The organism is Spongiimicrobium salis (assembly GCF_043678055.1).
Taxonomy (GTDB): domain Bacteria; phylum Bacteroidota; class Bacteroidia; order Flavobacteriales; family Flavobacteriaceae; genus Spongiimicrobium; species Spongiimicrobium salis.
The window spans coordinates 456,558-469,640 of record NZ_JBHEQA010000003.1 but is presented as its reverse complement, the minus strand read 5'-3'; the positions used below and the strand labels follow the sequence as shown (position 1 = coordinate 469,640).

General features: G+C 40.8%; 12 protein-coding genes. 6 read left to right on the top strand and 6 right to left on the bottom strand.

Features of this window, described 5'->3' with window-relative positions:
* Positions 1-570: 570 nt before the first annotated feature.
* The 4 genes from ACEXOE_RS16805 to ACEXOE_RS16790 all read left to right on the top strand — a co-directional run bounded on the left by ACEXOE_RS16805 (position 571) and on the right by ACEXOE_RS16790 (position 3,586).
* The gene (locus ACEXOE_RS16805; RefSeq protein WP_394749992.1) at positions 571-912 is read left to right on the top strand and encodes a GIY-YIG nuclease family protein; all 342 of its coding nucleotides are present in this window, start codon (positions 571-573) and stop codon (positions 910-912) included.
* A 115-nt stretch (positions 913-1,027) separates the two neighbouring features.
* The gene (locus ACEXOE_RS16800) at positions 1,028-1,603 is read left to right on the top strand and encodes a GNAT family N-acetyltransferase (RefSeq protein WP_394749991.1); all 576 of its coding nucleotides are present in this window, start codon (positions 1,028-1,030) and stop codon (positions 1,601-1,603) included.
* Between the two features lies 1 nt (position 1,604).
* Positions 1,605-2,045, top strand: a complete 441-nt coding sequence (locus ACEXOE_RS16795) for a DUF3995 domain-containing protein (RefSeq protein ID WP_394749990.1) — start codon at positions 1,605-1,607, stop codon at positions 2,043-2,045.
* Positions 2,046-2,578: 533 nt separating this feature from the next.
* A complete protein-coding gene (locus tag ACEXOE_RS16790) occupies positions 2,579-3,586 on the top strand; it encodes an eCIS core domain-containing protein (RefSeq protein WP_394749989.1) in 1,008 nt (335 codons plus the stop codon).
* A gap of 93 nt (positions 3,587-3,679) precedes the next feature.
* Here the strand turns inward: ACEXOE_RS16790 and ACEXOE_RS16785 are convergent, their stop codons facing one another.
* The 4 genes from ACEXOE_RS16785 to nagB all read right to left on the bottom strand — a co-directional run bounded on the left by ACEXOE_RS16785 (position 3,680) and on the right by nagB (position 9,623).
* A complete protein-coding gene (locus ACEXOE_RS16785) occupies positions 3,680-4,756 on the bottom strand; it encodes an anhydro-N-acetylmuramic acid kinase (protein WP_394749988.1) in 1,077 nt (358 codons plus the stop codon).
* Between the two features lie 2 nt (positions 4,757-4,758).
* Positions 4,759-6,309, bottom strand: coding sequence for a glycoside hydrolase family 3 protein (locus ACEXOE_RS16780; protein ID WP_394749987.1), 1,551 nt, complete (start codon positions 6,307-6,309; stop codon positions 4,759-4,761).
* Complete coding sequence (locus ACEXOE_RS16775) at positions 6,302-7,576, bottom strand: MFS transporter (protein WP_394749986.1); 1,275 nt, start codon at positions 7,574-7,576, stop codon at positions 6,302-6,304. The genes ACEXOE_RS16780 and ACEXOE_RS16775 overlap by 8 nt, the downstream gene beginning before the upstream one ends.
* Positions 7,577-7,682: 106 nt before the next feature.
* The gene (gene nagB / locus ACEXOE_RS16770) at positions 7,683-9,623 is read right to left on the bottom strand and encodes a glucosamine-6-phosphate deaminase (RefSeq protein WP_394749985.1); all 1,941 of its coding nucleotides are present in this window, start codon (positions 9,621-9,623) and stop codon (positions 7,683-7,685) included.
* Positions 9,624-9,812: 189 nt separating this feature from the next.
* Here nagB and ACEXOE_RS16765 point away from each other — a divergent pair, with 189 nt between their 5' ends.
* Together ACEXOE_RS16765 and ACEXOE_RS16760 are read left to right on the top strand one after the other, a co-directional pair.
* Positions 9,813-10,562, top strand: a complete 750-nt coding sequence (locus ACEXOE_RS16765; RefSeq protein ID WP_394749984.1) for a DeoR/GlpR family DNA-binding transcription regulator — start codon at positions 9,813-9,815, stop codon at positions 10,560-10,562.
* Positions 10,563-10,567: 5 nt separating this feature from the next.
* Positions 10,568-11,389 carry an N-acetylmuramic acid 6-phosphate etherase gene (locus ACEXOE_RS16760; RefSeq protein WP_394749983.1) on the top strand — a complete coding sequence of 274 codons (822 nt, stop codon included), beginning with the start codon at positions 10,568-10,570 and terminating at the stop codon, positions 11,387-11,389.
* Positions 11,390-11,397: 8 nt separating this feature from the next.
* On the opposite strand, the gene ACEXOE_RS16755 is transcribed toward ACEXOE_RS16760, so the two are convergent.
* Together ACEXOE_RS16755 and ACEXOE_RS16750 are read right to left on the bottom strand one after the other, a co-directional pair.
* Positions 11,398-11,802 (bottom strand): c-type cytochrome, encoded by a 405-nt coding sequence (locus ACEXOE_RS16755; RefSeq protein ID WP_394749982.1) that lies wholly within the window; start codon positions 11,800-11,802, stop codon positions 11,398-11,400.
* Positions 11,803-11,866: 64 nt separating this feature from the next.
* Positions 11,867-12,988 carry a PQQ-dependent sugar dehydrogenase gene (locus tag ACEXOE_RS16750; RefSeq protein WP_394749981.1) on the bottom strand — a complete coding sequence of 374 codons (1,122 nt, stop codon included), beginning with the start codon at positions 12,986-12,988 and terminating at the stop codon, positions 11,867-11,869.
* Positions 12,989-13,083: the final 95 nt, after the last annotated feature.

The window sequence follows — 13,083 nt, the reverse complement described above, 5'->3', positions numbered from 1 at the left end:
TCGACTGCGCTCGATTTGACATGGTATGAAGACTGAGTTGAATTGTTGGATGAGAACTAACAGGGCATATTTATCTCAGTATATGGAATGGATAATGCACACTTCGTCTAAGCGAAAATTTCAAAGAGATAAAATTAAACTGTATGATGTTCCAAATTATTTACTCGAACCTTTCGACTGCGCTCGATTTGACATGGTATGAAGACTGAGTTGAATTGTTGGATGAGAACTAACAGGGCATATTTATCTCAATATATGGAATTGGTAATGCACGCTTCGTCTAAACGAAAATTTCAAAGAGATAAAATTAAACTGTATGATGTTCCAAATTGTTTATTCGAGTCTTTCGACTGCGCTTGATTTGACATAAATAAGTTAATTGAGCGGAATCCTAAAAACAGTAATGAAGGCAGGATATTTAGCTTAATTATAGGGTATGGGTAATGTGTGATTTACCTAAAGTGAGGATTTCAGGGAAATAAAATTGTGTCATATTTCAAATTGTCAGCTCGAGCGCAGTCGAGAGCTATTTGTTAGAAAATATTCTGTATATTGTGATTTCAAAAATCAATGTACCCATACTTAGTGAAATCGTATTATGTTTATCTATTGAAATGTTCAGATGGTCTAATCTATACGGGCTTCACAAATAATATAGTCCGAAGATTGAAAGAGCATGAGGCCGGGGGGCATAAAAATAGTTTTACATATACAAGAAGACCCGTTTCTTTAATTTTTTGTCAGGAATTTAATGACGTTCATCAAGCGATTGTATTTGAGAAAAAAATAAAAAAATGGGGCGCTAAAAAAAAGCTGACATTAGCCAGAGGTGATTTCGATATGCTTCGGATTTTAAGTGAATGTAGAAATGCCAGTCATTCTGATTTTAAACCAACATTTGATTCTGATTAGGCCCTATCTTTGCCTAAATCTGGGTTGTACTTGATTTAGTTCTCGACCTCGTCAACCAATAGGGGAGTATGCTTGAACAGATTTAGCGAGTTTATTTTAGGAAAAAGCTATTCATATGTTTTACTTGATGAAATACGGTAAAATATACTACATTGGTACTACAAAACAACAGTATAAACCAATGCCTACCGATATTCAATTGAAGCCCTTAACATTGGAAGATAAAGAAATGCTAAGCCGCCTTGCCAATAATAAAAAGATTTGGAATTGTCTTAGGGATGTTCTTCCCCATCCCTATAAACGTTCTGATGCGGAAACCTTTATTTTATTTACCCAAACCAAAGAGCCCTTGGAAATTTTTGGGATTTTATGGGAAGGAACTCTTTGTGGGGTAATCGAACTAAGTCCTCAGGAAGATGTCTACCGAAAAACAGGAGAAATCGGCTATTGGATTGGAGAACCCTATTGGGGTAAAGGAATAGGAACAGCGGCGGTAGCTTTAATGACCCATTACGGGTTTGAAACCTTGGCTTTGGAGCGTATTCACGCCGGGGTGTTCGATTTCAATACGGCTTCCATGCGGGTTCTTGAGAAGAACGACTATGTCAAAGAGGGGGTCTTTAGAAAGGCTATCCTAAAAAATGGAGTCATCTGCGATGAACATCGCTATGCGAAATTGAAAGAAGAATAAAATGAAACAAAGAGTTGCATTGTTCCTTTCGTTGGTATTTTTAGTACTTGCTGTCATCCATTTCTATTGGGCCTTAGGAGGGGAGTGGGGTTTATCCCATGCTTTGCCGACCAATGAAAAAGGCGCACAAACTCTTTCTCCTACTTTATGGGATAGCCTGATTATAGGAATGGGCCTGTTTCTATTTAGCTTGTTTTATGTACAGCGTTCCGGCTACGTGAAATGGCAATGGCCCAAGTGGCTCCTACGTTTCGGACAATGGTTGATTCCCTCTATTTTTATGCTACGGGCCATAGGGGATTTTCATTTTTTTGGATTCTTTAAAGTGTTGAAATCTACGCAATTTGCTGTGATGGATACCTGGTTGTATTCCCCTTTGTGCTTATGGATCGGTGTAATGGGTTTTGGTTTGATTTTTTGGCGAAAGGAGATGCTTTCATGATGGGTATATTTTAGATTTGTATGTGTTAAAGGAAGTTAGGGGCCGTTCGAGTGATTTTCGAGTGGAATGCAATGGAAGGAGAAAATCGTATCGAGAACTTTTTTGAAGAACCACCCATTGGTGTATTGCTTCTCGATAGTTCTGCTGAGCTTGCCGAAGTACATTTTTGCACCGCTGCGCTAGGCAAAACACTCGAAGTGACCGTGTTTCGGAAAGTAAAGTGTATTTGCCAACAGGATAGGGAGTGATCCATTTATGTATTGCTTCTCGATAGTTCTGCTGAGCTTGCCGAAGTACATTTTTGCAAAGCTGCGCTAGGCAAAAACACTCGAAGTGACATTACTATAGGTGGATAAAATGAGGTATACCCATCAAGGAGGTGTTGAGCACCAGTATCGTTCTAATGATGATACATCAAAAAAATAAGTTTGGAGTAAAAAAGTAGGAAAAAGATGATTTTTAATTTTGTAAATACGTATATTTAAGAAGTTCCCGAAAGTATCAGAATCAACCGCCAACTTAAATGCAGAATTATGAACGGATATGTAGCATCTAGGAGAGAACAGAAGGAACCACATACTACTCCAAAGAAAAATTCTGGTATCGCAAAGTTTCAATTCCAAGACCACCGACCTGCCAGCGCAGTGCAACAACAGCAAATGGAAATGATGCATGAAGCTAGTTTGGACAAATCACCTCCCTTACAACGCAAAGCAAACCATACAGGACTTCCCGATAATTTAAAATCGGGTATTGAAAACTTATCGGGTTATGCCATGGATGATGTAAAGGTGCATTACAATTCTTCCAAACCTGAGCAATTGAACGCCCATGCCTATGCGCAGGGCACGGATATTCATTTGGGGGCCGGACAAGAAAAGCATTTGCCCCACGAGGCCTGGCATGTGGTACAACAAAAACAAGGTAGGGTTAAACCAACTAGGCAGTTAAAAGGAAAGGTGCAGATCAATGATGATGCTGGTTTGGAAAAAGAAGCAGATGTGATGGGGGCAAAAGCAATGCAATCGTACCACCATCCTTCTTCTGATGCGATTGGAAAAAACGAAGCAAGTCTATCTAAAAATGATTCGAAATCCAATGCCATTGCCCAAATGTGGTGGGGTTACCAGGCAACATACGAATCAGACTTCTATTATGTCAAGGCTATGTTTAGGCAAAGAGTAGCGGATAAAACTGCTACTACAGGATCTCACAATTATGCTTATAACTTAAATAATGATGAAATTGCAAAAAGCGGAACCAGCGGTCATGCTGAAATACTTCTGTTGAGTTCTAGTTCAGCCAAAAAAGGGGATGAGGTCACAATAATATCAGAGTATAAACCTTGTAAATTCTGTCAAGAACAAATTGAAAAAATCGAAGAATCCAGGGGAATAAAAGTAAAAGTGATATGGTTATTGGGGTATGAAGAAAAAGGAGATGGAGATAAGGATGCTACACGGAGCTTCTATAGAAAGAAAAAGTGGCTACTTGGTGGAGGAGAATATGTGTATACTGTAAATACTGGTTTTGAAGCTTAACTTTTTTAAGAAGAAGAAAAATGCTAAAAGTAGTGTTTCCAAAAAACCTATTTTTATATAAACAGAGTATCATAATTTTATCTTTTAGGAGGTTTAAGAGGGCAAATACACCACCCCACTAGAGGAATCCCGCTTGGCCCCGGTGACCGAACTTAAAACATTGATTTCTCTTTCTATACGCAGTACGCCCATTAGGGCAAAGACCAAAGCTTCCTTGAATTCAATGAGCTCTGAGGAGGGTACTACAACTTGGATGGTATCTCCTAACTTTTCCTGTAGAGTGGCTATAAAAAAATGATTCAAGGCCCCACCACCAGTTACCCATAAACGGTTTTCTTTTCTGGTTTTATACCGCTGTAGTTGTTGGGCAATTTGCTCGCAGTTGTGATGGATACAGGTATGTAACAGATCTTCCACCGAAGCTTCGGTAGCATCGACCAAGGGAACTACTTCCTCCAAAAACCATTCATAACCTGTAGATTTTGGAAAAGGGAGTTGGTAATATTCCAAGGCATTCAAGGCTCTTAACAAGGAGGGGAGGAGCTTTCCTTTTTTTGCCATTTCGCCTCCCGCATCATAGGTCAAACCAATTTTTTGCGTGATATGATTAAGGACCATATTGGCCAGACCAATATCAAATGCCACCCGTTTTCCGTATTGATCAAAAGAGACATTGCTGATGCCCCCTAGATTCAGACAAAAATCATATTCTCCAAAAAGTAAAGTGTCACCAATAGGCACCAATGGAGCACCTTGTCCGCCTAAAGCCACATCATTGCTTCTAAAATCACAAACCACGGTATGGCCACTGGCATTGGCCAAATGCTGCCCAGATCCAATTTGGTAGGTAAGGCCATTTTCGGGTTGATGATGCGTGGTATGTCCATGGCTGGCTATAAAATCTACGGTCAAACGTTGATTTTCGATAAATGCTTTAGTCTTTTCCCCTAACCAGCTGCCATAGGTATTGTGCATTTGCAAAAGCGTATCGGCAGGGAGGTGAATGGTATCTTTTAATTGTGCGCGCATTTCCGCGCTATAGTCTATACTTTGATGTTGTAAGATTTCAAATTCCCATTGCCCTGCACTCTGCCAGATATGACAATACACCATGTCCAGACCATCCAAGGAAGTGCCCGACATTAAACCGATGACGCGATATTTTTTCATATTCATTTTGATTTTAGGGTGACCGGAACACGTCCTTTGGCACTGAAGATGCCTTTGAGATGTGCATCTGCTTGTATTTTAAAAGTTTCGAAATCTTGATACCCAATAACAATCCCCATAGCAGTACTACTATCAAAAAGTTGCAATACATAAGGGTTTCCAAGAAGGTATAACAGCACTTTTTTGGTATCCAAAAGTTCTTGTACAAAGCGAATTTGCTCATCGGATAATCCAAAATTATCCAGCGGTTTCACTTGGGGCGGAGTAAGTCGTACCAGAATTTGATCATGCTTTTTTACTTGGGATTGAAGCGATATAAGTTCCTCAGCTTCCCTATGTGCTTTCCCTAAGTTTATGGCCTCATAAGGAGCCTGTAGAAATGTTTTGATGTCGCTTTCCTTTCCTTTAAAAAGGCTAATGCTTTCCTGCGCCAGGCTTGTATTTAGCTTTTTAGGATTTCGTAAGGTTGTTTTGGAAGCTGTAGTACTGATCGGAATACTTTTCTCTTTCAGCGCCCAGACACGGGAGAAACGTGCTTCAATTTCATCTGCAGTGGCCTTTTGTACAATATGTGCAATGCCTTCCACAGGGTTTTCCGCAAAACATAGGATATCGTTCCCGGCCTGAAAGGCAATCCATTCCAAAAGTCCTTTTTGCTCGTACAATTTGGATACACTGTGCATATTCAACGCATCGGAAATAACAACGCCCTTAAAATTCAGTGTCTTTCGCAAGACGCCTTGGATAATATCTTCGGATAAGGTTGCGGAGACCGATTTTCCTTTGCTCAAGGCAGGTACTACCAAATGACCCACCATAACGGCATCGACTCCTTTATTTATCAGTTTTTGAAAGGGATAGAGTTCGTTGTCCCACAACTCGGCTTCGCTTTTATCGATTACGGGAAGGCCCAAATGAGAATCCGTAGCCGTATCCCCATGTCCCGGAAAATGTTTGATACAACTTAGGATGCCTTCACTGGTTGCACCTTCTATAAAAGCTGCCGCCTTGTGAACCACTTGATGCTTATCTTCACCAAAAGAACGGTAGCCAATGACCGGGTTTAAGGGATTGTTGTTGATGTCCACTACCGGGGCCAGATTCCAATGGATGCCCGCTTGTTTACAATCATGGGCGATGTTTTTACCTACCTCATAAATTAGTGCTGTATTTTCCTGAATGGCACCTAAAGTAATGGCATACGGATATTGCGGAGTATTCTCGACCCGCATCGCCAAGCCCCATTCTGCATCAATACTGATCAATAAGGGATATTTGGCCGCTTTTTGATAGCGTTGGATCAATCGGGTCAGGGTATCAAAGCTATGTTCATTGTATACAATTTTCTTTTTCCCTTCAAAATTGGTCGCAGCACTGGCACGACTGTGAAAAAAACAGAGTCCGCCAATGGCATAATCTTGTAGGAGGCGTTCCAAGGCTTGGATTTCTTCTTCCGTATCGTTGATAAAAGCTGCGGGCATAAACAATTGTCCCACCTTTTCGGCAAGGCTCATGGTATTTTTTATGGTGGCGTACGCAGCTATTTTAGTCATCTGAAGCTGTTGTTTTTTTACCAAAATCGGCAGGATATTGGATAAACTTTAAAAGAAAAATAGCAGGTAGTCCCGCAAGAACCACCCAAATGAAGAAACCTTCATAGCCCAACCATTGCTGAACATAGCCGCTGATCATTCCCGGAATCATCATTCCTGCAGCCATAAAACCAGTAGCAATGGCATAGTGCGATGTTTTGTATTTTCCTCCGGCGATATAGATCAGAAACATTAAAAAACCGGCAAAGCCAAATCCGTAACCAAACTTTTCAAAAACCACTGTGGCCACCACTGCTACAATGCCTGTAGTTTTGGTCATGGCCAGAACAGCATATAGGGCATTGGGAATATTTAGGGATAGTATCATGGGAAACATCCATTTTTTTAGGCCATCCCTAGAAATGAGGATGCCTCCTAAAATTCCTCCAATAGTCAACATAATAACGCCAACGGTTCCAAAGATAGTACCTAAGGCCTCCGTAGAATAGCCAAGCCCTCCCTCGGAGGGATCATCCAATAAAAAGGGGGCGGCCATCTTCACCAATTGGGATTCTCCTAGTCTAAAGGTTAGGATAAAAAGAATAGCGATTCCAATTTGCGGTTTCCGAATAAAGGAAAGCATCAAATCTTTAATGCCCGTGCTTTTTTCTTTTTCCACGATTTGCGAAGCTTCGAATTTTGGTGTGCTAAAAAAGTTACCAATGGTCAAGAGCAACATAAGCACCGCAGTACATACCATGGTCATGGACCAGGCTTTGGTATTGTCTCCGTAGTAATTCTCCAAAAAACCAGCAAGTATAACAATCAATCCTTCACCGGTAACCATGGCCAAGCGATAAAAAGTACTGCGTAAGCCCACAAAAAAGGACTGTTTCTTTTCGGTGAGCCCCAGCATATAATAGCCGTCTGATGCAATATCATTGGTAGCCGAAGCAAAGGCAATCATCCAAAAACAGGCAAGGGTGCTGATAAAAAAAGCGTTGGTAGGCAAAGACAATCCAATACCCAAGAGCGCAGCTGATATCAAGAGTTGCATCCATAAAAACCATTTACGCTTTGTACCGATCAAATCGACTAAGGGGCTCCAAAAGAACTTAATGACCCAGGGCAAATACAACCAACTGGTGTATAGTCCAATATCTGCATTACTGAAACCGAGTTGTTTGTACATAATGACTGAAACCGTCATTACAACAACATAAGGAAGACCTTGTGTAAAATAGAGGATAGGAACCCATGCCCAAGCCCACTTATCTTTTTGAATCATAGTGATGAATATGGTTTAAAAATAAGATAAATGCATCACTTTATGGTTTTAGCGATCAAATTAAAATGGATGTGGAGATTTTTTTTGACCGCATTGACAACCTCCTTTAAAATTGATAGCGGACAAAACCTTCCATAGCTTCATATTCTGCCATACCCAAAGCATTGTATTTTCGGGCAGTCTCCGTATTTCGTTGTTCGGCGCGCTGCCAAAATTCGCGCTCGTCATTTCCTGGGAACATGGCGCTGTCTTTTTGGGATTGGTGCTTAAAAATGGCATTTTTCTTTCGGGCCATATCCTTGGGACCAATGGGAACTGTCATTTCCATATCGGCAATATCCCATTCTTGCCAGGCCCCACGGTACAACCATACATAGCAATCCTGAATCCAATCGACCTTGTCTTCTACCAATTTTTCAATGGTCTTAAAAATGATGTCCAAGCATACCCGATGTGTTCCATGGGGATCCGAAAGATCACCTGCAGCAAAAATTTGATGCGGTTTTATGCGGTTGAGAAGATCATAGGTGATTTTAATATCCGCATCGGAATACGGTTTTTTCTTCACCGTTCCCGTTTCGTAAAAAGGAAGATTTAGAAAGTGTGCGTTTTCTTCCAAAACCCCGCAATAGCGACACGCAGAAAGCGCTTCCCCTTTTCGGATAAGGCCCTTGAATTTCTGGATTTGAGGGCTATCGATCTGGCCCGGTTTTTTCTGGTTTAAGAATTCCCGTATCCGTTTAAATTCCTCTTGTAGCGCAGTATTATCTTCTTGAATATCCGTTGCAAAATCCATAAAACGGATGACTTCATCATCAAATACGGCAATATTTCCTGAAGTTTGATAGGCAACATGGACTTCATGTCCTTGATCTACCAATCGCAATAAGGTACCTCCCATAGAAATGACGTCGTCATCGGGATGCGGACTGAATATTAGGGAACGTTTTTGGAAAGGATGTTCACGTTCGGGCCGATGGCTGTCATCTGCATTGGGTTTTCCTCCAGGCCACCCCGTAATCGTGCGTTGTAAATTATTGAATACTTTAAGATTAATATGTTCCGCACTCCCAACTTCGGCAACAAGGCTTCCCATACCGTACTCATTATAATCCTCATTCGTCAATTTTAAAATGGCTTTGTCCAGTCGCTCCGAGAGCCAAATGGTTGCTTTTTTGATGAGGTTCTCGTCCCAATCACATTCGGAAACCAACCAAGGGGTATGGACTCGAGTGAGGGAAGAAGCAGCGGCACGATCCAAGATAAAACTACAATTTTGATGTTTTTGGAGGAATGTGGCCGGAACAGATTCACGGATTTCACCTTCCACGGCTTGCTTTACGATATTGGATTTGCCCTCTCCCCAAGCCATTAGAATGGTTCTTCTGGCGGCCATAATCGTACCTACTCCCATTGTAATGGCCTTAGTGGGTACATTTTCATGTCCAAAAAAATCGCTTGCAGCATCCAGTCGGGTTACACGATCTAGGCGTACCAAACGGGTCTTACTACCAATGGAAGATCCAGGTTCGTTAAAGCCGATGTGCCCCGTTCTTCCAATACCCAACACTTGAATGTCTATTCCTCCAGAGGCAATTATTTCTTGCTCGTAATTATCGCAATATGCTTTTACATCCTCTTTGGCTATAGTGCCATCTGGAATATGAATGTTCTCTTTTGGAATATCCAGGTGATCAAAGAGATGTTCATTCATAAACCGCACATAACTATGTATGGAATCTGGCTTCATGGGGAAATACTCATCCAAATTGAACGTGATGACATTGGTAAAGCTGACCCCATCTTCTTGATGGGCTTTGACCAAGTAATCGTACATTTTTGTGGGTGTAGAGCCGGTAGCAAGGCCTAGAACTGCCTTCTTACCTTGTTGCTGTCGTTGTTTGACCAAAGCAATAATCTCTTGGGCTACGTAGCGGGAGGCGTTCTCTGAATTTTCATAAATATCCGTGATAATCTTTTCATGAGTTCGAGAGGTTTCATCGGTCGGAAGTTGCGCTATTGCGGACTGGGCAAGCTGAGTTTTCATAAATGCTGTTTTTTGCTGTTAACAGAAAATTTAATGCAAAAGTAGCAAAAAACAGCATACATTGCAGTTTTTTGCTATTTATTTTGCAGTTTTTTGCTGTAATTTAATGTTTAGTTAACAAAAAAAGCAAAAAATAGCGTTTTAAATTATTTAGTACCTTAGCATATTTTAAAGAAAAAAGATAATATAGTGTTAAAAGAAGAACGTCATCAGTCCATTTTAAATGAGGTAGAACTTCATAATAGGGTACTACTGACCGATATAGCGGAAAGTCTTAATGTTTCTATAGATACCATACGAAGAGACGTTAAAGAATTGGATGCGGAAAATAAATTGCGGAAGGTGCATGGGGGGGCAATTTCCCTAGGGTTTACCAATTATAAGTTAAAGCATAGTAATATCTACGCTTTGGATGAAAAGTTGAAAATCGCCAATAAAGCCGTACAATTGATTAAAAATGGGCATGTTTTATTGATCGATGGAGGAACCACTTGCTTGGAATTGGCAAGGGCGATTCCCATAAAACTACATCTCACTTGTTTTACCTTAAGTTTGCCAGTGGCTCTGGAATTGCTTACAAAACCTAATATCAAAGTCATTTTTGTGGGCGGGGAACTTTCCAAAGATGCCCAGATCAGTATTGGAGCTGGAGCAGTGCATCAACTTGCAGAAATTCAGGTGGACTATAGTTTTATTGGTACGGGCTATGTAGATCCCGATGATGGATTAACAGAATTTGACCTTGAAATTGTTCAAGTGAAAAAAGCAGTGATCGGAGCTTCCAAAAAAGCCATACTTTTGTCCATATCAGAAAAACTGAATTCAAGACATCGCTACAAAACCTGTGCGATCAACGCCATAGATACTATGATAACCGAATTGGATCCTACAGCAAAAGAATTGGCTCCTTTTCGAAAAAAAGAACTTCATCTTTTATAATACTTATGCCAGATTATACAAAAATTACAGAAACCGACTCCTTATATGACCATTTGGAGCAGATGGATACCGCTACTATTTTATCACATATGAATGCGGAAGATAAAAAGGTTGCAGATGCTGTGGCTGAAGTTATTCCCCAGATTACTTTAGTGGTAGATGCTTTGGAAACCCGTTTTCACAAGGGAGGGCGTCTTTTTTATATAGGAGCCGGAACTAGTGGCCGATTAGGGATTCTGGATGCTTCGGAAATTCCCCCCACTTTTGGGATGCCCCACGAACGTGTTGTTGGACTTATTGCCGGAGGAGATTCTGCTATTCGAAAAGCCGTGGAATTTGCAGAGGACAACCCTGATCAAGCCTGGAAAGATATGGAAGCAGAGGGTATAGGAGCACAGGATACCGTCATAGGTATTGCCGCTTCTGGGACTACACCTTACGTTATTGGTGGGGTGGAAGAAGCCAGAAAAAGAGGCTTGCTCACAGCCTGTATTACGAATAACCCCAATGCCCCCTTAACAAAAGCTGTGGAAATCCCCATAGCCATCAATGTTGGTCCTGAGTTTGTTACAGGAAGTACACGAATGAAAAGTGGAACTTCCCAAAAATTGGCCCTAAATATGATTTCTACGGCCTTGATGATACGCATTGGCCGGGTAAAGGGAAATAAAATGGTCAATATGCAATTGAGCAATACGAAATTGGTAGATCGCGGTACACGCTATTTGATCGAAGCACTGGATTTGCCCTATGCGGAAGCGGAGCAATTATTGAAAAAGCATGGTTCGGTAAAAAAGGCCTTGGAATTCTGGAAAAATAAAATCTAAACCCACAACTATTCCGAAATCTGGGCAACCTCGGCTTCCGTAATCATAGTCTGATCCGAATTTCCCCAGGAATTCAATATGAAATTCAAAACATCGGCAATTTCAGTATCCGACAATTTTACCGGTTTCATCGCTTTTTTGTACACATTCCCGTTTACCGTTAGCGGCTCTGTAAATCCGTATTTTACACCTTTAATACTAGCCTCTCTATTGTTTAATAGGAAGTCTGACCCTGCCAAAGGAGGGAAGTTTTTGCCTTTTCCAATCCCTTTTTTATGATGGCAAACCGCACATTTCTTCTTGTATAAGCCGGTTCCCCGCTCTATACTCTTTTGAAATGCTTTGTCTTGGGGAAGTGTGAAAATAGCCATTATGGATACAAGGGCAAAGTAGAATAAAATGAAGATCTTCATAGGTTTTGTTTTAACACCACTATAGCTGCGATACCCCTAAATGGTCTCAAAACAAATAGAAAACTTACTTTTTGGGGATTAATTTATAGACGCCTTTGCCTTCAATACCTACATAAATATAGCCGTCTGGTCCTTGACGAACCACACGAACACGACCTAACCCTTCCATTAATTTTTCGCGATATACCACTTTTTCACCCTCAAGTTCCAAGCGCTCCAAATACTGAAAGGAAAGCGAACCCACCAACAGATTCTGGTTCCAATCGGGATATTTATCAGAGCTAACAAAGGCCATTCCACTGGGGGCTATTGACGGTGTCCAATAATGAATAGGTTGTACCATTCCTGGCATTTCCGTTTTATCGGTAATTGTAGTGCCACTATAATTTACACCATAGGTCACCAGGGGCCAACCGTAGTTTTTTCCTTTTTGGATGATATTGATTTCATCCCCACCTCTAGGCCCATGTTCATGGTCCCAAATGGCACCGGTACGTGGATGTTTTACCAAACCTTGGGGATTTCTGTGCCCATAACTATAAATGGCTTTTTTTGCATTTTTTTGATTTACAAAAGGATTGTCTTTAGGAATGGAGCCGTCATCGTGGAGTCGGTATATTTTCCCGCCGTCCTTGGTGATATCCTGAGGATTGACATCGCGCTGTCCCCGTTCTCCAATGGAGAAAAAGAGATAGCCATCATCATCAAATACCAAACGGGATCCAAAATGTTGACCTCGACTGGTATTTGGGCTTGCTTTGTATAAAATTTCATGGTCCATAAGACTGCCGTCCTTTAGGCGAGCTCTCATAATAGCCGTATGACCACCTTTTCCAGGACCCTCGGAAGATGCATAGGAGATATAAATCCATCCATTTTCGGAATAATTCGGATGCAATTCTATATCCATTAACCCTCCTTGACCTCTTAAATATATGTTGGGAACATTGGCAATTTCTGTCTTTTGTCCATCTTTAAAATGGAATATATCTCCTACTTTATCCGTAATCAATAAACTATTATCTGGTAAGAATGCTATGCCCCACGGAATTTGGATTCCTCCTACCAATAGATTCGCGGAAAAGGTGGAAGTTGTAGGAAGATTTACTTTGTTTTCTGCTCTTTGGCCACAAGAAGAATTCGACAGTACAACGAAAAAATACAAAATGGCAATACTTTTTTTCATCTATATACGTTAAAAGGTATAATTAGTTAGTTCAAATGTATAATTCTGGCTGTAAACAGGCTAAAGATAAAGAGAAAATATAAGTATAAACCATT